Origin of the sequence: Paraburkholderia phenoliruptrix (assembly GCF_047325075.1) — a bacterium.
GTDB classification, from domain to species: Bacteria; Pseudomonadota; Gammaproteobacteria; order Burkholderiales; family Burkholderiaceae; genus Paraburkholderia; species Paraburkholderia phenoliruptrix.
The window spans coordinates 280,437-300,280 of the sequence record NZ_CP168531.1; the positions used below are offsets into that span (position 1 = coordinate 280,437).

At 63.8% G+C, this 19,844-nt stretch carries 18 protein-coding genes; 10 read left to right on the top strand and 8 right to left on the bottom strand.

What is annotated here, in order from left to right; translation table 11 throughout:
* Window positions 1-8 precede the first annotated feature (8 nt).
* A complete protein-coding gene (gene hslU, locus ACEN8U_RS13200; protein WP_310104696.1) occupies window positions 9-1,355 on the top strand; it encodes an ATP-dependent protease ATPase subunit HslU in 1,347 nt (448 codons plus the stop codon).
* A 185-nt stretch (window positions 1,356-1,540) separates the two neighbouring features.
* Here the strand turns inward: hslU and ACEN8U_RS13205 are convergent, their stop codons facing one another.
* Window positions 1,541-2,083 carry a response regulator transcription factor gene (locus tag ACEN8U_RS13205; protein ID WP_006050519.1) on the bottom strand — a complete coding sequence of 181 codons (543 nt, stop codon included), beginning with the start codon at window positions 2,081-2,083 and terminating at the stop codon, window positions 1,541-1,543.
* Window positions 2,080-3,390 (bottom strand): ATP-binding protein, encoded by a 1,311-nt coding sequence (locus tag ACEN8U_RS13210; RefSeq protein ID WP_015001388.1) that lies wholly within the window; start codon window positions 3,388-3,390, stop codon window positions 2,080-2,082. Before ACEN8U_RS13210 ends, ACEN8U_RS13205 begins: the two co-directional genes overlap by 4 nt.
* 105 nt (window positions 3,391-3,495) lie before the next feature.
* Here ACEN8U_RS13210 and ACEN8U_RS13215 point away from each other — a divergent pair, with 105 nt between their 5' ends.
* Window positions 3,496-5,124, top strand: a complete 1,629-nt coding sequence (locus ACEN8U_RS13215) for a tetratricopeptide repeat protein (RefSeq protein ID WP_368608356.1) — start codon at window positions 3,496-3,498, stop codon at window positions 5,122-5,124.
* 37 nt (window positions 5,125-5,161) lie between these two features.
* Here the strand turns inward: ACEN8U_RS13215 and ACEN8U_RS13220 are convergent, their stop codons facing one another.
* Entirely contained in the window at window positions 5,162-5,380 is a 219-nt protein-coding gene (locus tag ACEN8U_RS13220; RefSeq protein WP_081588181.1) for a cysteine-rich CWC family protein, read from the bottom strand.
* Window positions 5,381-5,640: 260 nt separating this feature from the next.
* Here ACEN8U_RS13220 and argB point away from each other — a divergent pair, with 260 nt between their 5' ends.
* From argB to ACEN8U_RS13255, 7 genes are all read left to right on the top strand, one after another.
* Window positions 5,641-6,540, top strand: a complete 900-nt coding sequence (gene argB, locus ACEN8U_RS13225; protein WP_013337747.1) for an acetylglutamate kinase — start codon at window positions 5,641-5,643, stop codon at window positions 6,538-6,540.
* 226 nt (window positions 6,541-6,766) lie between these two features.
* Entirely contained in the window at window positions 6,767-7,570 is an 804-nt protein-coding gene (locus tag ACEN8U_RS13230; protein ID WP_015001385.1) for a pyrimidine 5'-nucleotidase, read from the top strand.
* Complete coding sequence (slmA, locus tag ACEN8U_RS13235; RefSeq protein ID WP_041744835.1) at window positions 7,537-8,214, top strand: nucleoid occlusion factor SlmA; 678 nt, start codon at window positions 7,537-7,539, stop codon at window positions 8,212-8,214. The genes ACEN8U_RS13230 and slmA overlap by 34 nt, the downstream gene beginning before the upstream one ends.
* A 305-nt stretch (window positions 8,215-8,519) precedes the next feature.
* On the top strand, window positions 8,520-9,665 hold the full coding sequence (gene metX, locus ACEN8U_RS13240; protein ID WP_013586832.1) for a homoserine O-succinyltransferase MetX: 1,146 nt from the start codon (window positions 8,520-8,522) through the stop codon (window positions 9,663-9,665).
* Window positions 9,662-10,270: a methionine biosynthesis protein MetW gene (gene metW / locus ACEN8U_RS13245; RefSeq protein WP_013337743.1), complete on the top strand. Its 609-nt coding sequence runs from the start codon at window positions 9,662-9,664 to the stop codon at window positions 10,268-10,270. The genes metX and metW overlap by 4 nt, the downstream gene beginning before the upstream one ends.
* A gap of 14 nt (window positions 10,271-10,284) precedes the next feature.
* Complete coding sequence (locus tag ACEN8U_RS13250) at window positions 10,285-11,679, top strand: AmpG family muropeptide MFS transporter (RefSeq protein ID WP_015001383.1); 1,395 nt, start codon at window positions 10,285-10,287, stop codon at window positions 11,677-11,679.
* Window positions 11,676-12,953 (top strand): M48 family metallopeptidase, encoded by a 1,278-nt coding sequence (locus tag ACEN8U_RS13255; RefSeq protein ID WP_081588237.1) that lies wholly within the window; start codon window positions 11,676-11,678, stop codon window positions 12,951-12,953. The genes ACEN8U_RS13250 and ACEN8U_RS13255 overlap by 4 nt, the downstream gene beginning before the upstream one ends.
* Window positions 12,954-13,044: 91 nt before the next feature.
* Here the strand turns inward: ACEN8U_RS13255 and ACEN8U_RS13260 are convergent, their stop codons facing one another.
* From ACEN8U_RS13260 to gatC, 5 genes are all read right to left on the bottom strand, one after another.
* Complete coding sequence (locus ACEN8U_RS13260; RefSeq protein WP_013586829.1) at window positions 13,045-13,824, bottom strand: exodeoxyribonuclease III; 780 nt, start codon at window positions 13,822-13,824, stop codon at window positions 13,045-13,047.
* 66 nt (window positions 13,825-13,890) lie between these two features.
* Window positions 13,891-14,727, bottom strand: a complete 837-nt coding sequence (locus ACEN8U_RS13265; protein WP_015001380.1) for a PPK2 family polyphosphate kinase — start codon at window positions 14,725-14,727, stop codon at window positions 13,891-13,893.
* Window positions 14,728-14,919: 192 nt separating this feature from the next.
* Entirely contained in the window at window positions 14,920-16,395 is a 1,476-nt protein-coding gene (gene gatB, locus ACEN8U_RS13270) for an Asp-tRNA(Asn)/Glu-tRNA(Gln) amidotransferase subunit GatB (RefSeq protein WP_015001379.1), read from the bottom strand.
* A gap of 5 nt (window positions 16,396-16,400) precedes the next feature.
* On the bottom strand, window positions 16,401-17,888 hold the full coding sequence (gatA, locus tag ACEN8U_RS13275; protein WP_310104683.1) for an Asp-tRNA(Asn)/Glu-tRNA(Gln) amidotransferase subunit GatA: 1,488 nt from the start codon (window positions 17,886-17,888) through the stop codon (window positions 16,401-16,403).
* Window positions 17,889-18,062: 174 nt separating this feature from the next.
* Window positions 18,063-18,362 (bottom strand): Asp-tRNA(Asn)/Glu-tRNA(Gln) amidotransferase subunit GatC, encoded by a 300-nt coding sequence (gene gatC / locus ACEN8U_RS13280; RefSeq protein WP_013586825.1) that lies wholly within the window; start codon window positions 18,360-18,362, stop codon window positions 18,063-18,065.
* Window positions 18,363-18,740: 378 nt separating this feature from the next.
* On the opposite strand from gatC, the gene ACEN8U_RS13285 reads away from it, so the two are divergent.
* Complete coding sequence (locus ACEN8U_RS13285) at window positions 18,741-19,784, top strand: rod shape-determining protein (protein WP_004189550.1); 1,044 nt, start codon at window positions 18,741-18,743, stop codon at window positions 19,782-19,784.
* The last annotated feature ends 60 nt before the right edge of the window (window positions 19,785-19,844 follow it).

A 19,844-nucleotide genomic window follows, 5' to 3' on the forward strand; every position in this document is an offset into this window, starting at 1 on the left:
GACCCACGATGAGCACCATGACCCCCGCCGAGATCGTCTCGGAACTGGACAAACACATCATCGGCCAAGGCCGCGCGAAGAAAGCGGTTGCCGTGGCGCTGCGCAACCGCTGGCGCCGTCAGCAAGTCGACGAGCCGCTGCGCCAGGAAATCACGCCGAAAAACATTCTGATGATCGGACCGACCGGCGTCGGCAAAACGGAAATCGCGCGGCGCCTCGCCAAGCTCGCGGACGCGCCGTTCATCAAGATCGAAGCCACCAAATTTACCGAAGTGGGCTATGTCGGACGCGATGTCGACAGCATCGTGCGCGATCTGATCGAAATTTCGGTCAAGCAGACGCGCGAATCGGAAATGCGCAAAGTGCGGACCAAGGCCGAAGATCAGGCCGAAGACCGCATTCTCGACATTCTGCTGCCCACCGCGCGCCCCGTCGGTTTCGGCTCGAGTTCGAGCGCCGCGGACACCGCCGACGAAGGCAGCACCACGCGCCAGACGTTCCGCAAGCGTCTGCGCGAAGGTCTTCTCGACGACAAGGAAATTGAGCTCGACGTCGAGCAGCCGCAAGTCGGCATGGACATCATGGGGCCGCCGGGCATGGAAGACATGACCGAGCAGATCCGTTCGATGTTCGCCAACATCGGCGGCGGCAAGAAAATGCGCCGCAAGATGAAGGTGAAGGAGGCACTCAAGGTGCTCACCGACGAAGAAGCCGGCAAGATGCTCAACGACGAAGAGGTGAAGACCAAGGCGGTGCAGAACGTCGAGCAGAACGGCATTGTGTTCCTCGACGAAATCGACAAGATCGCCTCGCGCAGCGAAGCCGGCGGCGGCGAAGTGTCCCGTCAGGGCGTGCAGCGCGATCTGCTGCCGCTCGTGGAAGGCACCACGATCAACACCAAGTACGGCATGGTGAAGACGGACCACATTCTGTTCATCGCGAGCGGCGCTTTTCATCTTGCCAAGCCGAGCGATCTGATTCCCGAGCTGCAAGGGCGCTTTCCGATCCGAGTGGAACTCGATTCGCTGTCGGTCAAAGACTTCGAGTCGATCCTCGTGTCGACGGACGCGAGCCTCGTCAAGCAATACCAGGCATTGCTCGCAACGGAAGACGTCCACCTCGAATTCGCCGACGACGGCATTCGCCGCCTGGCGGAAATTGCTTATTCGGTGAACGAAAAGACTGAAAACATCGGCGCGCGGCGTCTCTATACGGTCATCGAAAAACTGCTCGAAGAAGTCTCTTTCTCCGCCGGCAATCATTCCGGCAAGACGGTGCAGATCGACGCCGCGTATGTGGACCGCGCACTGAACGAAGTAGCCGAAGACGAAGATCTGTCGCGCTACGTGCTCTGATCTGAAGCCTGAACGGCGAAGCAAAAACGGGCTGCTCTTAAAAGAGCAGCCCGTTTTGTTTGGTGTTTTGTTTGGCCTTATGTTTTGCGTTGTTTTGCCTTGCGTTGCCCAAGCACTGTGACGCGCCGCGCTCGCCAGAACCGCTTGCACTCCGATTCAGGAGAAAGGCAAAAACGAACCGCCGCCTACTGCTTCACCGGCCGCTTCGCGAGCTTGCGCTGCAAGGTCCGGCGATGCATGTTCAACGCACGCGCCGTAGCCGAAATATTGCCGCCGTGTTCCGCCAGCACACGTTGAATGTGCTCCCACTCGAGACGCGCAACGGAAAGCGGCGTGGGATGCTCGATCGCCTCTTCCGCCTGCAACGCGCTCGCCTCGCTTTGCAGTGCAGACAAGATGGTTTCGACGTTGGCAGGCTTTGCCAGATAGTTGTCGGCGCCGTCTTTCACCGCCTGTACCGCAGTCGCGATGCTCGCATAGCCCGTCAGCACCAGCATGCGCGCGTCGGGTTGCAGGTCGCGCAACGGCGCGACGAGCGTGAGGCCGGAGTCGTTGCCAAGATGCAGGTCGACGGTGATCTGGCTGAACTTCTGCTGGTTAGCGAGCCTGATGGCCTCGTCCGCGTTGTGCGCTTCGCTCACCGTGTAGCCGCGCCGCGTGAGACCGCGCGCGAGGATGCCGGAGAACACCTCGTCGTCGTCGATCACCAGAAAATTCATTTCGCTCATGCCTGTTTCTCCGTGTTGGATGGCGCGGCGCCTTGACGGCCCGGACCGGAAATTTTGCGCTCGGTGAGCGGCAGCCGCAAAACCGCGCGCGTACCGCGCGGCCTGGTTGGACTGACGTCTGTCAATTCGATCGACCCTTTCAGACGCGCCGCCGCCGAAAACGCCAGATACAGACCGACGCCGTGCCCGCCCTGCGTGCTCTCCACGGGCATGGTTCCGAGCGAGCCGCGCAGCGCAGCCGGAATGCCTGGGCCCGCGTCGCAGACTTCCAGTTCGATCTGGTCGCCGCGCGCCGCCAACCTGCACGACAGCGTGACGTGATCGCGACTCGCGCGCGCCGCGTTGTCGAGCAGAATCGTCAGAATCTGGCTGACGGCTACCGTGTCGTCAAGGCTGACATCGGCGGGCGGAGCGCCGAGCCGCTCGAACTTCACATGCGGATGGCGCAAGCGCCATTGCTCGGCGAACGATTCGAGCCATTCGTCCACCGGCTGACGCTGCGTGCTGGTCGTTGCGCGGCTGCGCAACCTCGCAAGCGCCGACGTGCACAAGCTCATCTGTTGCTCGAGCAGTTCAAGGTCGGCGCTGTACGGCGCGAGTCCCTTGTCGGTGCGCGCGGCGTCGCGGAGTTCTTCGGACAGCATTGCAATTGTAGACAGAGGCGTGCCGATTTCGTGAGCGACGGTCGCCGCCTGGACGCCCAGCGCGACCGCGCGTTCGTCCTGGAGCAAGCGCTGCTGCGCTTCTCCGAGCGCTGCGTCACGTAGCCGCAGGGCTCGCGACATGCGCGCGACGAACCACGCGATCAGCCCGACGCTCACCATGAAGTTCACCCACATGCCGGCGCGGTAGTAGTCGAACAGGTTCGCGGGATTATCGAGATTCAACGGCACCGAATCGAAGCCGAGCACGGCGTAGCAGGCCACGGCAAACGCCGCGAGCCAGGCCATGAGCTGCCACGGCAGGACGGCCGCCGCAATGGCGAGCGACGGCAGATATAGCGACACAAACGGATTGGTGGTGCCGCCGGACAGAAACAGCAACGCCGACAATGCGCCGAGATCGACCCAGATCTGGCCGAACAACTCCATATTCGACTCGGGCCGCTGCTGCGCGACGCGCCACCATGTGAGCCCGTTGAAAATCACTTCGAGCGCGATGACGAGCAGCATGGCCGGCAACGGCAAATGCACGCCGATGAAGATCTGCACGAACGCGATAGTCAGCAGCTGCCCGATGATCGCAAGGCTGCGCAGCCAGAACAGATGGCCGAGATTGACGCGGCCGGTGTTAGTTATACGATGCATGACTTCAGTTTACCTGTTCGGATGCTTCCGAATGATGCCGCCGCCGCGCGGCGCTACCATAGTCGCTTTGTCAGCGCGAAGCCGGTCGTTCGGCTGCAATCACCCATGGTCAACCCCGACATGTCGTCAGCTTTCCTTAACTTTTTGCGGCAAGGTGCCGCGGCTCGCCGCACTGGCGCGCGGGCGCTCGAGGCCGAGGCGCTTCATGCCGCCGCACAACTCCGCCCGCTCGACGACGAGTCGCTCGCTTCGCTCATGCACGGGTTGATCGAACAGCAACGACCTGGCGATGCAATCGAACTGGCCGCCATTATTGCGCAACTCGACGAGCACAACGCCCACGCACACTTCCGTCTCGGCTACGCATTGCAGATGGCGGGCCGGCACCACGACGCCTTGGCCCCGTATCGATGCGCGCTCGCACTGAATCCGGCGCTGCCCTCGCTGCGCTGCAATCTCGCGGGCGCGCTTGCTTTCACCCATCGCGGTCTGGACGAGCAGATCGCGCTGCTCGAAGAGGCGGTCGAACACGATCCCGCCGACGGCAATGCGTGGATCAATCTCGCGGGAGCCTATCGCAAGAACATGGATTTGCCGCGCGCGCTGGAAGCCGGCGAGCGCGCCGTGCTCTGCGCGCCGCTCAACCCGCTTGCGCACAACAACTATGCGCTGACGCTACGGGAAGCGCAACGCTGGGACACAGCGCTGCAAGCCGCGCAAACTGCCTGCGCGCTCGCACCCGCCGACGCCTTCATGCGCTCCAATCTGGCCATGCTGCAACTCATGCGCGGCGATCATGCGAACGGTTGGCTCTCGCATGAAGCACGCTGGAGCGGCTCGGCGGAGCTGCACGGCCATCGTCCGGCCCTGCCCGGGCCCACCTGGCGCGGCGAGCCGCTTGCCGGTAAGACACTACTCGTGTGGGGCGAGCAAGGCATGGGCGACGTGCTGCAGTTCAGCCGCTACATTCCGCTTGTGGCCGAGCGTGCGCATCGCGAAGGCGGCCGCCTTGCATGGAACTCGTTCCCGCAGATGGGCGCGCTCCTCGCGCGCAGCCTCGGCGGCCATGTCGATCATTATTCGGCGGGCGGCGGGGTCGAAACGCTGCCGTCGTTCGACTTCGAGATTCCACTGCTGAGCCTGCCGTTGATTCTCGGCACGCGCGAGGCGACCATTCCCGCTGCCACGCCCTATCTGCACGCGGACGCTGGTGCCCTCGCGCGCTGGCGGGAGCGGCTCGCCGGCGAGCCGCGGCTCAAGGTCGGGCTCGCATGGACCGGCAGCCACGGGCACCAACGCAATCCGTTTCGCCGTGTCGGCTGGGAACGCTATGCGACGCACTTCGCCAACCTGCGCAACGTGGCGTTCTACTCGTTGCAGCCGGGCGCGGGCGCGGAGGTCGCGGCAGCAAGCGCCGCCGGTCTGCCCATGACCGACTACACCGCCGAATTGGCGACTTTCGACGACACCGCCGCCTTTGTCGGCGCACTCGATCTGGTCATTACCGTTTGCACCTCCGTTGCGCATCTGAGCGGCGCGCTCGGGCAGCGCACCTGGGTGCTGCTCGACGTCAATCCGCATTGGGTGTGGCTCGTCGACCGACGCGACAACCCGTGGTACCCGAGCGCGACGCTGTACCGGCAGCCGCGGTTCGGCGAGTGGGAGCCGGCGCTTGCGGCGCTCACCCGCGATCTGGATGCACTCGCGGCCCGGCACGCCGCCGCGCCGTGCTAGCGCGGGCAGGCCTCAGCGCCCGGAAAACCGCTCACGGTCAGCCGGCGCCGGGCTCAGGCTGAGCCGCCCGGGCGATTTCCGCGGCGAGGCATTCTGGGCACAAGCAACGGCCGGCTGGGTCCAGCCGCTCGCGCGGCAGCGCCGGCATCTGGCGGCACCAGCAGTCGAACGGCTCTTTTTGCATCGCGCAGTCAAACGCATTGCCGCAGCGCGGGCAACGCGCGCTGCCCTGAGAGCGGGAGGCAGACGGTTTCATGACAGACGGCGTTCTCGCGGGACATCGACGAAGAAATGATGCCACGGCTCGCGTCCTACCGTGAGTCGTCCATTCGGCTAATTCACAGGCGCGCCGTTTGCGCGCTACGCTTTGCCGTCGGATGGCGCTGCAAACCGCGGTGTCGCAGTGCGGAAACGGTGCTTGTGCGCCGCCGCCACGCGTGTCGAAAACCCTGTTGCAGTGCGCCAGTCCTGTACAATTCGCCCTGTTTCAACTGTTCCGTGCCCGAGCCTGCCGCCATGTCCGAGCTTCCCGACCTTTCGCAGATTGCGCCCACCCTGAAGGCTGAAATCCTGGCCGAGGCGCTGCCTTACATTCGCCAGTATCACGGCAAGACCGTGGTCATCAAATACGGCGGCAACGCCATGACGGAAGAGCGGCTGAAGCAGGGCTTTGCGCGCGACGTGATTCTGCTCAAGCTGGTCGGCATCAATCCGGTCATCGTGCACGGCGGCGGTCCGCAAATCGACCAGGCGCTCAAGAAGGTCGGCAAGCAGGGCACGTTCATTCAGGGCATGCGCGTCACCGACGAAGAGACGATGGAAGTCGTCGAATGGGTGCTCGGCGGCGAAGTGCAGCAGGACATCGTCACGCTGATCAATCACTTCGGCGGTCACGCAGTGGGTCTGACCGGCAAGGACGGCGGCCTGATCCACGCGCGCAAGATGCTGATGCCGGACCGCGACAATCCCGGGCAGTATGTGGACATCGGCCAGGTGGGCGAAGTCGAGGCAATCAATCCGGCCGTGGTGAAGGCACTGCAGGACGACGCATTCATTCCGGTCATCTCGCCGATAGGCTTCGGCGAAGACGGGCTGTCGTACAACATCAACGCCGACCTCGTCGCGGGCAAGCTGGCGGTGGTGCTGAACGCCGAAAAGCTCGTGATGATGACGAACATTCCCGGCGTGATGGACAAGGAAGGCAATCTGCTCACCGACCTGTCCGCGCGTGAAATCGACGGCCTGTTCGCCGACGGCACTATCTCGGGCGGCATGCTGCCCAAGATCTCGTCCGCACTCGACGCGGCGAAGAGCGGCGTGCGCTCGGTGCACATTATCGACGGGCGCATCGAACATTCGGTGCTGCTGGAAATTCTCACCGAACAGCCGTTCGGCACGATGATCCGCTCGCATTGATTGCTGGGGCAGACCGGCATATGAGGCGCGCTGCTGTAACGCGCCTCGTATGCCGCCCCGTGGGCTGCGCGGCGTCTGCGCCGCGCCGGATCGGTCACCGGGGTCGGCACCGGGTCCCCATCACGCCAGATCAGGCGCCCGGTTACGCCCGAGTCGCGCCCCGTCCCACTCACAGCCCGGTAGCATGCTAATCGCGGCGCCCGGCGCCTGAACCGCCCTCTTTCCCATGCGCACTCCGACTTCCCGGCGCCGTCGTCCGCTCATCGCAGGTGGTCGCCCGGTCTGGCTGTTCGATCTCGACAATACGCTGCACCACGCGTCGCACGCGATCTTCCCCGCAATCAATCAGGCGATGACGCAGTACATCGTCGACGCGCTGCAGGTGGAACTCGACGAAGCGAACCGTCTGCGCACCGGGTACACCCAGCGCTACGGCGCGGCGCTCCTCGGCCTCACGCGCCACCATCCGCTCGATGCCACCGACTTCCTCAAAGTCGTACACACGTTTCCCGATCTCGGCTCCATGATTCGCCACGAGCGCGGCGTCGCACGTCTCGTGGCCGCGTTACCGGGCCGCAAGATCGTGCTGACCAACGCGCCGGAAGCGTATGCGCGCGCGGTGCTCGCGCAACTGCGCATCGAGCGTCTGTTCGAGCAGGTCATCGCAATCGAGCACATGCGCGACCGGCGCCGCTGGCGCGCGAAGCCCGACCACGCGATGCTGCGCAAGGCCATGCGCGACGCCAATGTGTCGCTGAAGGACGTGATTCTCGTCGAAGACACGCGCTCGCACCTGAAGAACTACCGGCGGCTCGGCATCCGCACGGTGTGGATCACCGGTCACCTGCCGCGCAAACCGCATGCGGACGGCGTGCCCACGCGGCTGCCGGGCACGGGCCGCCCGCATTATGTGGATCGCAGCATTCGTTCGTTAAAATCGCTACGACTGAGCACCCGCTCGGTTCGATTGAAGCGCCAGCAGACGGGACGACAGCCATGCAGCCGATCGACAAGCCTGACGAAGCCCTAGCCGAACACGAAGCCGCTGCTGCGCCGGCCGTCCCGCGCGCGCAGCGCCTGAAGCCCGGCGAGCGCCGCGTGCACATCCTGCAGACGCTCGCCGCAATGCTGGAAGCGCCCAAAAGCGAAAAGATCACGACCGCGGCGCTCGCCGCGCGGCTTGGCGTATCCGAAGCCGCGCTCTACCGGCACTTCGCGAGCAAGGCGCAAATGTTCGAAGGACTCATCGAGTTCATCGAGCAGACCATCTTCGGCCTGATCAATCAGATCGTCGACAAGGAAAACAATGGCGTGCTGCAGGCGCGCGCCATCGCGCTGATGCTTCTGAATTTCTCTGCGAAAAATCCTGGCATGACGCGCGTGCTGACCTGCGAGGCGCTCGTCGGCGAACATGAACGGCTCACGATGCGCGTCAATCAGATGCTGGAGCGTGTGGAAGCTTCGCTCAAGCAATGCCTGCGCGTCGCCGCGGCGAATGCCGGCGCCGGGGCGCAAGACGCACCGGCGCTCGTGCCGGCGGACTACGATCCCGCCATTCGCGCGAGCCTGCTGCTCAGCTATGTGATTGGGCGCTGGCATCGCTTTGTCCGCAGCGGCTTTGTGCGCCTGCCCGCCGACGAGGCCGACCCGCAATTGCGCGTGATCCTGCAGTAGTGCGCGGGACGGCGCACCGACAGTCAGCCAGACGCTGCCGCGCGGAATTTTCCGCTATACTTTGCGCCTGACTGCGGCGCTGCATCTGCCTCAAACCCTCTTCCGGTATCGGGCGCCGCGCTCCAGAACTGAATACGTCATACGCGCCGATTTGCTGACTCGATTGCGGGCGCGCGAACCAGTGGAATAAATCCCCGGTTCACTATAAATGCGGCTAAAGAGGTCGTCAGCCGCGCACAAGTCGTTTTCCCCCGTGCTTTGCCGACGCCGTCTAGCCGCCCTGTATTTGTCAAATGGCGGAATGAATGGAATCGATCGGCATCGTCGCTCCACAAAAAATGCATTTCCCCGAGCCGTTGCGTCTGCAAAGCGGCAGCTCGCTCGCGGGCTACGACCTGATGGTCGAGACCTACGGCACGCTCAACGCCGCGCGCAGCAATGCGGTGCTCGTGTGCCACGCGCTCAACGCGTCGCATCACGTGGCGGGCGTGTATGCGGACAATCCGAAGGACATCGGCTGGTGGGACAACATGGTCGGCCCCGGCAAGCCGCTCGATACCGACCGGTTCTTCGTGATCGGCGTCAACAATCTCGGCTCGTGCTTCGGCTCGACCGGCCCCATGAGCATCGATCCGGCCACGGGCAAGCCGTACGGCGCGACGTTCCCGGTCGTCACCGTGGAAGACTGGGTCAATGCGCAGGCGCGCGTCGCCGATCAGTTCGGCATTGAGCGCTTCGCGGCGGTCATGGGCGGCAGCCTCGGCGGCATGCAGGCGCTCGCGTGGAGCATGATGTATCCGGAGCGCGTCGCGCATTGCATCGTGGTGGCGTCCACGCCGAAGCTGTCCGCGCAGAACATTGCGTTTAACGAAGTGGCGCGCTCGGCGATTCTGTCGGACCCGGACTTCCACGGCGGCAACTACTACGCGCACAACGTGAAGCCGAAACGCGGCTTGCGCGTCGCGCGAATGATCGGCCACATCACTTATCTGTCGGACGACGACATGGCCGAGAAATTCGGCCGGTCGCTGCGCCGCGCGGAAGGCGCGCTCGACGCCTACAACTTCAATTTCGACGTGGAGTTCGAAGTGGAGTCGTATTTGCGCTATCAGGGCGACAAGTTCGCCGACTACTTCGACGCGAACACCTATCTGCTCATCACGCGCGCGCTGGATTACTTCGATCCCGCCAAGGCTTTTGAGGGCGATCTGACAGCGGCTCTTGCGCACACCACGGCGAAATATCTGATTGCGAGTTTCACAACCGACTGGCGTTTTGCGCCGGCCCGCTCGCGCGAGCTGGTGAAGGCGCTGCTGGACCACAAGCGCACGGTCACCTATGCGGAAATCGACGCGCCGCACGGCCACGACGCCTTTCTGCTCGACGACGCGCGCTATCACAACCTGATGCGCGCCTACTACGAACGCATTGCAAACGAGGTGAACGCATGAACCAGCGAGCACTCGATTATCTGGCGCTGCGCCCGGACTTCCGCGCCATCGCCCGCTGGGTGGAACCGCGCGCCACGGTGCTGGATCTGGGCTGCGGCGACGGCTCGCTGCTCTCGCTTCTCAGCGAGGAGCTGGACGTGCAGGGCTACGGCATCGAGATCAACGACGCGGGCGTGCTGGCCGCGACGCAAAACGGCGTCAACGTGATCCAGCAGAATCTCGAAGACGGCCTGCGTCTTTTCGAGGACGGCAGCTTCGATTTCGCGATTCTGTCGCAGACGCTGCAAACCATTCATCAGACCGCTGCGATTCTGCGCGAAACGGTGCGCGTCGGTCGCGAATGCATCGTATCGTTTCCGAACTTCGGCTATTGGGCGCATCGGCTCTCGGTGCTGCAAGGACGCATGCCGGTGTCGAAGTCGCTGCCCTATCAATGGCACAACACGCCGAACGTGCGCGTGCTGACCATCAAGGACTTCGAAGCGCTCGCGCCCGAAGTCGGCATTGAAATTCTCGACCGCGTCGTGCTGCACGACGGTCAGACGGTGCGGTGGGGGGTGAACTGGCGTGGTAGTCTTGCGGTCTATCGCGTCAAGAAAAGCTAACGCAACTTATTCACATGTCGAACCCGCCGCACGAGGCGCCCGCACTTACCGCTCACCAAGAACATCCCGGCTGGCGCGCGTTTTTCAATACGCGCATGCTGATCTGCGTCTTTCTCGGTTTTACGTCGGGATTGCCGCTGTTCACGCTCGTCTATCTGGTGCAGGCCTGGTTGCGCTCGGAAGGCGTCAATCTGAAGGAAATCGGTCTTTTTGCGCTGATCCAATTTCCCTATACATGGAAATTCATCTGGGCGCCGCTCATGGACCGCTACGTCCCGCGCTTGCCCGGCTGGCGTCCGGGTAGGCGCCGCGGCTGGATGCTCGTCACGCAGATTCTCGTCGCGGGCGCCATCGCCGCGTTGGGATTCGTGTCGCCGCGCGACTCCATCTGGACGGTCGCCGCACTGACAGCGCTCGTCGCGTTTTTCGGCGCGAGCCAGGATATTTCGATCGACGCCTACCGGCGCGAGTTGCTGAGCGACACGGAGCAAGGTCTCGGCAATGCCGTGCACGTGAACGCCTACAAGATTGCGGCGCTGGTACCCGGATCGCTGGCGCTTATTCTGTCGGATCATTTGCCGTGGACGACGGTTTTCATGGTGACGGGCGCCTTCATGCTGCCGGGAATCGTCATGACGCTCGTAGTCCGCGAACCCGAAGTGCACGGCACGCCGCCCAGGAATCTGCGCGAAGCCATCGTGCAGCCGTTCCGTGAATTCATCGAGCGCGACGGCTGGCGCGGCGCGCTCTTCGTGCTCGGCTTCATCTTTCTCTACAAGCTCGGCGACACGATGGCGACCACGCTGTCCACGTCGTTCTTTCTCGACATCGGCTTCTCGCGTACGCAGATCGGCGTGATCGCGAAAACGACGGCATTCGGCGCGAGTCTCGCGGGCGGCATTGTCGGCGGCGTGTGGCTCATGAAAATCGGCATCGGCCGGGGCTTGTGGATTTTCGGCATTCTGCAGATGGTGTCGACGCTCGGCTTTGCATGGCTCGCGCACCTCGGGCCGGCTTCGCCCGGCCTGACGGCAATTTACGACATCGCGGTAGGAATCAGCGAAGGCACGACGAAACTGCTGTCGTGGGTCGGCATAGACTGGTCGGTGCAGTTGGAGCCGCGCTCGGTTGCGCTTGCGCTCGTCTACGGTTTCGAGACCTTTTCCACCGGTCTGACGATGGCGGCCTTCACCGCGTACATCGCCAGCACGACCGACCCGCGTTACACGGCCACCCAGTTCGCGCTGTTCACGAGCCTCGCCTCGGTGCCGCGCACGCTGGCCTCGGCGGCGAGCGGCTATGTGGTCGCGAAAATCGGCTGGTTCGACTATTTCATCGTCTGCACCGCGCTCGCTGTGCCGGGCATGCTGCTGCTGTTGCGCATCGCGCCGTGGAGAGTCCGGTCGTGAAGGCGCTTTTTGACCACAAGCCCTTGTGCTTGCGCGCCGGTTCCGGCAGGCGGCGCGACGCGGGCCGCAGCGCGCTCGGCGCCGTGCTGAGCGCAGGCTGTCTGAGCTTTATCGGCGGTCTGCTGATGCCGTCCGGTGCAGATGCGGCGGCGACCGCAGCAGCCGCGAACAGCGCCACTACGGCGACGTCTGCGAACACGGCCAATCCTGCAACCGCTGCGGCGCCGCAAGCACCGGCGGCAACCGCGAAATCCGCGACGGCTGCCGGCGCCGAAAGCGCGCCGCCTGCCGCACCAGCCGCGAACAGCGCAGCCAACTCCGGCAGCGCGCCGGCCGCGGGCACCTCGCCGGGATCATCGGCGCAACCCTCCCCGAGCGCGAAAGCGGTCGCGACAGCAGCCACGTCGTCGCCCGCGGGCGCGGCCAGGCCCCCGGCCGTCGCACCTGCGTCCGCGCCGTACAGCCCCAACAACCAGTTGCGCTACGGCGGCTATCTGGTGTTCCGCAACCTGATCCCATCGCCGATGCTGGAGGCGCAAGCCGCCGAAGAGTTCAGCCAGATCGCGTACGGCGCCGAGCACGCCAACCGTCTCTACGGCGAAACGGACGCGCACGTTACGCGCGTGCGCTCGATCGTCGACAAGATGGTGCCCTACTCGCTCAAATGGAACGAGCGCGCCAAAGGCTGGAAGTGGGACATCGCCGTAGTGCGCTCGCCGGACATCCGCATGTACTGTCTGCCGGGCGGCAAGATCGTCGTGTACGGCGGCCTGCTCGACCGCGCGCGTCTGAACGACAACGAACTCGGCATGCTGCTGGGCCATGAGATTGCCCACGCGCTGCGCGAACATGCGCGCGAGCGGCTCGGCCAGTTGCAGGCGAGCCAGCTGGATTCGTCGGGCACCATTCCGCAGCTGTTCGGCCTTGCGGACCTCGGCATGGCGCCGCTCGGCATCGGCTCGCGGCTGCTCGAAATGAAGTACGAAAACACGGACGAAACGGAAGCCGATGTGATCGGCAGCGACATCGCCTCGCGCGCCGGCTTCGATCCGCGCGCGGCGGTCACGCTGTGGGACAAGCTCGCGCAGGCCACGCGCAGCAATCAGCAGGGCTTTATTTACGTGCATCCGTACCCGCCGGCGCGGCGCCAGGACATCATCAAGCGCCTGCCGGACATGCTGCCGCTTTACGCGAAGGCTATCGGCAAAACCGTGGATGCGCTGCCGGATTACGCCGGCATGGGCCGTCCGCGCCGCAAGCTGGCGCGCGATTGAGCATACGCGTGCGTTTCATCATCGCATGCGACTGAACCGCGCCGCGGCGCTGGACAGCCGCCGCCCCGCCGCGCCGCGCGAAACCTGAACCTTACTTCTTCACGTCGTGGTCGTAGTCGACTGTCAGCGGCGCGTGGTCGCTGAACTTGATGTCGCGAAACACCTCAGTGCGTTTCGCCGTGCTCGCGATGCCCGGCGTCGCAATCTGATAATCGATCCGCCACCCCACGTTCTTCGCATACGCCTGGCCGCGATTGCTCCACCACGTGTATTGCTCGGGCCGCTGATCGAGGGTGCGGAAGACGTCGACGTAACCCACTTCGTCGAACAGTTTGGTGAGCCACGCGCGTTCTTCCGGCAGGCAGCCGGAGTTCTTCTGGTTGCTCTTCCAGTTCTTGATGTCGATTTCCTTGTGGACGATATTCACGTCGCCGCACACGATCACTTCCCGCTCGCGCGCAAGTTCGGCGAGATGCGGCATGAACTCGTCCATGAAACGGTACTTGGCCTGCTGACGCTCTTCGCCGCTCGAGCCTGACGGCACGTACACGGACACGACGGACAGCTTGCCGAAACGCAGTTCGACATACCGCCCTTCGGGGTCGAACTCCTCGCTGCCGAAGCCGATCACGACCTCGTCCGGCTCGTGGCGCGTATAGACGCCGGCGCCGCTATAGCCCTTTTTCACCGCATGCTGGAAATAGCCGGTGAAATCGTGCGGCGCCATGAATTCCGGCGTCATGTCGTCCTGCGAACATTTGATTTCCTGCACGCACAGCACGTCGGCATTCTGCTCGCCGAACCAGTCGAAGAATCCCTTCTTTGCCGCTGAGCGGATGCCGTTCAGGTTGGCGGTAATCACTCGCAACATGTCGTTCCTTTGTGTTCGCTTGGTTTCAGATTCGTGTTCGGGATGCCTGGCTGACGAAGCCCGCGGCTATTCGACCTTGACGCCTTTCAGCGATTCTTTGGCCGGCGGGTAGTCGAGCTTCAGCCCCTGGAAAGTGCGCAACAGCAACTCGGCCACCATCACGTTGCGGTGCGTTTTCGAGTCTGCCGGAATCACGTACCACGGCGCGTATTCGGTGGAAGTCGCGGCCAGCGCGTCGCGATAGACCGCCTGGTATTTGTCCCACTGCTTGCGCGCGTCGAGGTCCGACAGGTCGAATTTCCAGTGCTTGGTTTCATCGTCGATCCGCGCCTGCAGCCGCTCGCGCTGCTCGTCTTTCGAAACATGCAGCATGCACTTGATGATCGTCGTGTCGCTGTCGGCGAGCAGTTCCTCGAACTGGCGAATGTGGCGGCAGCGCACGTCGAATGCCTTTTCGTCGATGCTGCCGAGCACCGTCGGCACGAGCAGATCTTCGTAATGGCTGCGGTTGAAGATGGTGAGTTCGCCCGCCGCGGGCGCTTGCGCGTGCACGCGCCACAGGAAATCGTGCGCGAGTTCGTCGGGTGTGGGCGCCCTGAACGGCGCGATGCGCAGGCCGAGCGGATCGACTTCGTGGAACACGGCGCGAATCGTGCCGTCCTTGCCGCTCGTGTCCATGCCTTGCAGCACCAGCAACACGCGACGTTTTCGCTGCGCATGCAATCGTTCCTGGAAGACGTCGAGCTCCGCGCCGATTTCGGAAAGCCGCTGACGGTCGGACTCTTTCGTACCCGTCGAAAAAGGCTTCGCGGCGGGATCGAAGTCGTCGAGGGAAAACTTGTTTTTCTTCTTCCCGTCGAAGTAAGGCACGCGGAAATCGTCGAGATCGGGTTGCTTCGCCATCCACACACTCCGTAATCTGCGCCCGGTACGCCAAAGCGGGCTTGCAAATGAAACGGGCCGTTGCCCGCACTTTCGTTTCCGGCAACAGCCCGCGGGCGCCGAAGCGAGCGCTTCGGCTATCTGCGTTCGAGCGCATTTTGTCAGCTCGCGGGCCAAGCTTGAACCTGGCTGCAAACTGAGTTCAACCGGGCATCAGCCCAGCTTCTTCTTCAGCAGTTCGTTCACCTGCGCCGGGTTCGCCTTGCCCTTGGTCGCCTTCATCGCCTGGCCGATCAGCGCGTTGAACGCCTTCTCCTTGCCCGCGCGGAATTCCTCGACCGACTTCTGATTGGCGGCCAGCACCTCGTCGATGATCGCTTCGAGCGCGCCGGTATCCGAAATCTGCTTCAGGCCCTTCGCTTCGATAATGCGGTCGGCCGCGACGTCGTCCGTCGCCTTCTCTTCCCATATGGCGAGGAAAATCTCCTTCGCGATCTTGTTCGAGATCGTGCCGTCGGCAATGCGCTGCAACAGGAGCGCGAGTTGCGCGGACGACACCGGGCATTCAGCAATGTCGAGGCCTTCGCGATTCAGCTGCGACGACACCTCGCCCATCACCCAGTTCGCCGCGACCTTCGCATTGGCCGCTCCGAGCTTCTCGACCACCGCTTCGAAGTACGTGGCCGTCGCCTTGCTCGACGTCAGGACGTTGGCGTCGTACGGCGTCAAACCGTATTGCGAGACGAAGCGCTGCTGGATCGCCTCCGGCAGTTCCGGCATTTCGCGCTTCACGCGCTCGACCCACGCCGCGTCGATCACGAGCGGCATCAGATCGGGATCGGGGAAATAGCGGTAATCGTGCGCGTCTTCCTTGCTGCGCATGGAGCGCGTTTCGCGCCGGTCCGGATCGTAGAGACGCGTTTCCTGCACCACCGTGCCGCCGTCTTCGATCAGTTCGATCTGGCGGCGCACTTCGTACTGAATGGCTTCTTCGAGGAAACGGAACGAGTTCAGGTTCTTGATCTCGGCGCGCGTGCCGAATTCCGCCTGACCGAGCGGGCGCACCGACACGTTGGCGTCGCAGCGGAACGAGCCTTCCTGCATGTTGCCGTCGCAAATGCCGAGCCACGTGACGAGCGTGTGCAGCGTCTTCGCGTAAGCCACCGCTTCCGCCGCGCTGCGCATTTCCGGCTCGGTGACGATTTCGAGCAGCGGCGTGCCGGCGCGGTTCAGGTCGATGCCCGTCATGCCCGCGAAGTCTTCGTGCAGCGACTTGCCGGCGTCTTCCTCGAGATGCGCGCGCGTGAGATTGACGACCTTCGCGTAGGCTGCCGTGCCCGCTTTCTCGTTGGCGGGCACCTGGATCGTCACCTGGCCCCCTTGCACCACGGGAATCTCGTACTGGCTGATCTGATAGCCCTTCGGCAGGTCGGGGTAAAAGTAGTTCTTACGCGCGAAGATGCTGCGCGGCGCGACCGTTGCGCCGATTGCGAGGCCGAACTGGATTGCGCGTTCCACGGCGCCGCGGTTCATCACCGGCAAGGTGCCCGGCAAGGCCAGATCCACGGGACAGGCCTGCGTGTTAGGCGCGGCGCCAAACTGCGTAGGCGCGCCCGAGAAAATCTTGGATTGCGTGGACAGCTGCGCGTGGGTCTCCAGACCGATCACGACTTCCCATTGCTTGGTCATGGTGCTCACACTCCTGCCGGTGCCTTGCGGTGCCAGTCAGTCGCGCGCTGGAACGCGTCGGCCACCTGGAGCATCCGGGCTTCATTGAAATAGTTGCCGATGATCTGCAATCCCACCGGCCGCTGCGCGTTGGCGCCCGCGCCGAAGCCGCAGGGCACGCTCATGCCCGGCAAGCCGGCAAGGCTGACCGACAGCGTGTAGACGTCGGCGAGGTACATCTGCACCGGATCGTCGCCCTTCGCACCCAGATCCCACGCCACCGACGGCGCGACCGGTCCCATGATGACGTCGCATTCCTTGAACGCTTGCTGGAAATCCTGCGCGATGATGCGGCGAATTTTCTGAGCCTGCAGGTAATACGCGTCGTAATAGCCGTGCGACAGCACGTAGGCGCCGACCATGATGCGGCGCTTCACTTCGGGCCCGAAGCCTTCCGCGCGCGACTTCTTGTACATGTCGAGCAAATCGCGGTATTCCGCGGCGCGATGGCCGAAGCGCACGCCGTCAAAGCGCGACAGGTTCGACGAGGCCTCCGCCGGCGCGATGACGTAATAGACCGGAATGGACAGCTCGGTCTTCGGCAGCGATACCTCGACGAGCGTGGCGCCGAGCGCCTCGTATTGCTTCAGCGCGGCGTCGATGGATGCGCGGACGTCGTCGGCGAGACCGGCGCCGAAATATTCCTTCGGCAAGCCGATGCGCAGGCCGGCGAGCGGCCTGGCTGCGTCGCCTTGCTGCCAGGGCTGGCCGAGATAGCGCGTGTAGTCTTCGTCGTCGCGCACGAGGCTCGTGGAATCGCGCTCGTCGAAGCCGGCCATGGCGTTGAGCAGCAGCGCGCACTCCGCGGCGCTTTGCGCCATCGGCCCGCCCTGATCCAGCGACGAAGCGAACGCGATCATGCCGTAGCGCGACACGCGGCCGTAGGTCGGCTTGATGCCGGTGATGCCCGAGAACGAGGCCGGCTGACGGATCGAGCCGCCCGTATCCGTACCCGTCGCTGCGGGCGCGAGGCGCGCAGCGACAGCCGCAGCTGAACCGCCCGACGAACCGCCCGGCACCGCCTGACGATCCCAAGGATTTTTCACCGCGCCAAAGTAGGAATTTTCGTTCGACGAGCCCATCGCGAACTCGTCCATGTTGGTCTTGCCGACGCACACCATGCCGGCGTTGGAGAGACGCTCGACCACGGTCGCGTCGAACGGACTTTCGTAGTTCGACAGCATTTTCGAGCCGGCGGTGGAGCGCCAGCCCTTCGTCACGAACACGTCCTTATGCGCGATGGGCACGCCGGTCAGCGGACCGCCGTGGCCCGCGTGAAGCAGCGCGTCCGCGGCTTTCGCCTGCGCGAGGGTGAGGTCTGGGTCGACCTGGATGAATGCATTGAGGCCGCTCGCCGCCTCGATGCGTTTCAGATAAAGCTGCGCCAGCTCGACTGCGGAGCATTCCTTCGCCGTCAACGCGGCGCGCAGTTCGGTCAAACTTTTTTCATGCATTGCGTGATGTCCTGGAAAGCGCGGCAGCGCGGATCGCGCTGCCGTGGAGGCGTTCGATTGCCCGCCGGCGAACCGGGCCGAGGTATCGGCGAAAAGCGAACCTGCGAGCGCCAGCCCGAAAGCGGCAAGCCGCCCGCGCCGCCTGCCGGCCGGGCGGGGCTCGCCGCGCGCGTATTACTCGATCACCTTCGGCACGAGATACAGCCCGTCCTGCACGGCCGGCGCGGGGCGCTGGAAAGCTTCGCGGTCGATCGTTTCGGTCACCGCGTCGTCGCGCAGGCGCAGCGCGACGTCTTCGATCTGCTCGATCGGATGGGCAAGCGGCGCGATGCCCGTGGTGTCGACCGCCTGCATCTGCTCGACGAGGCCAAAAAACTCGTTGAGCTGGACAAGCGTGTGTTCGGCGTCGGCGTCGGCCAGTTCGAGCCGCGCGAGATGCGCGATGCGCTTAACATCGGTCAGGGTCAAAGCCATGCAGTCACCGGAAAAAGTGGCGGACCGCCGCAGCACAAAAAAGAGCGCTGCGACAGCGAGTTACGACGCTGGAGGAAGACCTCGAAAAAGGGGCCAGCGGCGGCAAAAAGTGCCGTCCGTTTCCTTCAAAACATCCAAAATTATAAGGTATCATTACGCGTTCGACCCAAACCCGGACCGACTTACCAAGGCCTTTCTGGACATTTCGTGAAGATGGTTCGGATATTTCTGGCCTGGCTTTGCACCGGCCTCCGGTAGACTCCCTCGCAGCTTCAAGTTCCTGTGGCGCCGCTTCGCCCGGTTGAAGCTGTTATTTTTTTCCGCTGCCGCCCTGCGCAAACGTTGCGAGGCCCGGCCCCAAGCGAGACAGGATTTTGAATGTTCGGTTTTTTGCGCAGCTACTTCTCCAACGATCTGGCGATTGACCTCGGCACCGCCAACACGCTCATCTACATGCGTGGCAAGGGCATCGTTCTTGACGAACCGTCGGTCGTGTCCATCCGCCAGGAAGGCGGACCCAACGGCAAGAAGACCATCCAGGCAGTCGGCAAGGAAGCCAAGCAGATGCTCGGCAAGGTGCCGGGCAACATCGAGGCGATCCGCCCCATGAAAGACGGCGTGATCGCCGACTTCACGGTGACTGAGCAGATGATCAAGCAGTTCATCAAAACGGCTCACGAATCGCGCATGTTCTCGCCGTCGCCGCGCATCATTATTTGCGTGCCGTGCGGTTCGACCCAGGTCGAGCGCCGGGCCATCAAGGAAGCCGCGCACGGCGCGGGCGCCTCGCAGGTGTATCTCATTGAAGAACCCATGGCCGCCGCAATCGGCGCGGGCCTGCCGGTGTCGGAAGCCACCGGTTCCATGGTGGTCGATATCGGCGGCGGCACGACCGAAGTCGGCGTGATCTCGCTCGGCGGCATCGTTTATAAGGGCTCCGTGCGCGTGGGCGGCGACAAGTTCGACGAAGCTATCGTCAACTACATCCGTCGCAACTACGGCATGCTGATCGGCGAGCAAACCGCCGAGGCCATCAAGAAGGAAATCGGTTCGGCCTTCCCGGGCTCCGAAGTGAAGGAAATGGAAGTGAAGGGCCGCAATCTGTCGGAAGGCATTCCGCGCAGCTTCACCATCTCCAGCAACGAAATTCTCGAAGCGCTCACCGATCCGCTGAACCAGATCGTCTCGTCGGTGAAAATCGCGCTCGAGCAAACGCCTCCGGAACTCGGCGCGGACATCGCCGAACGCGGCATGATGCTCACGGGCGGCGGCGCACTGCTGCGCGACCTGGACCGTCTGCTCGCGGAAGAAACGGGCCTGCCGGTGCTCGTCGCCGAAGACCCGCTCACGTGCGTCGTGCGCGGCTCCGGCATGGCGCTCGAGCGCATGGACAAGCTCGGCAGCATCTTCTCGTACGAGTAAGCGAGCAAGTTCGATGTCAGTAGCGCGGATCTGGCAAACGGCCCCATGCGGGCCGGTTTG

Coding starts and splice junctions, on each gene's coding strand:
- ACEN8U_RS13285 (WP_004189550.1), top strand. CDS start 18,741: ATGTTCGGTTTTTTGCGCAGCTACTTCTCCAACGATCTGGCGATTGAC.
- metW (WP_013337743.1), top strand. CDS start 9,662: ATGAACCAGCGAGCACTCGATTATCTGGCGCTGCGCCCGGACTTCCGC.
- ACEN8U_RS13205 (WP_006050519.1), bottom strand. CDS start 2,083: ATGAGCGAAATGAATTTTCTGGTGATCGACGACGACGAGGTGTTCTCC.
- ACEN8U_RS13215 (WP_368608356.1), top strand. CDS start 3,496: ATGGTCAACCCCGACATGTCGTCAGCTTTCCTTAACTTTTTGCGGCAA.
- gatB (WP_015001379.1), bottom strand. CDS start 16,395: ATGACCAAGCAATGGGAAGTCGTGATCGGTCTGGAGACCCACGCGCAG.
- ACEN8U_RS13220 (WP_081588181.1), bottom strand. CDS start 5,380: ATGAAACCGTCTGCCTCCCGCTCTCAGGGCAGCGCGCGTTGCCCGCGC.
- slmA (WP_041744835.1), top strand. CDS start 7,537: ATGCAGCCGATCGACAAGCCTGACGAAGCCCTAGCCGAACACGAAGCC.
- ACEN8U_RS13260 (WP_013586829.1), bottom strand. CDS start 13,824: ATGTTGCGAGTGATTACCGCCAACCTGAACGGCATCCGCTCAGCGGCA.
- argB (WP_013337747.1), top strand. CDS start 5,641: ATGTCCGAGCTTCCCGACCTTTCGCAGATTGCGCCCACCCTGAAGGCT.
- gatA (WP_310104683.1), bottom strand. CDS start 17,888: ATGCATGAAAAAAGTTTGACCGAACTGCGCGCCGCGTTGACGGCGAAG.
- ACEN8U_RS13265 (WP_015001380.1), bottom strand. CDS start 14,727: ATGGCGAAGCAACCCGATCTCGACGATTTCCGCGTGCCTTACTTCGAC.
- metX (WP_013586832.1), top strand. CDS start 8,520: ATGGAATCGATCGGCATCGTCGCTCCACAAAAAATGCATTTCCCCGAG.
- ACEN8U_RS13250 (WP_015001383.1), top strand. CDS start 10,285: ATGTCGAACCCGCCGCACGAGGCGCCCGCACTTACCGCTCACCAAGAA.
- hslU (WP_310104696.1), top strand. CDS start 9: ATGAGCACCATGACCCCCGCCGAGATCGTCTCGGAACTGGACAAACAC.
- gatC (WP_013586825.1), bottom strand. CDS start 18,362: ATGGCTTTGACCCTGACCGATGTTAAGCGCATCGCGCATCTCGCGCGG.
- ACEN8U_RS13230 (WP_015001385.1), top strand. CDS start 6,767: ATGCGCACTCCGACTTCCCGGCGCCGTCGTCCGCTCATCGCAGGTGGT.
- ACEN8U_RS13210 (WP_015001388.1), bottom strand. CDS start 3,390: ATGCATCGTATAACTAACACCGGCCGCGTCAATCTCGGCCATCTGTTC.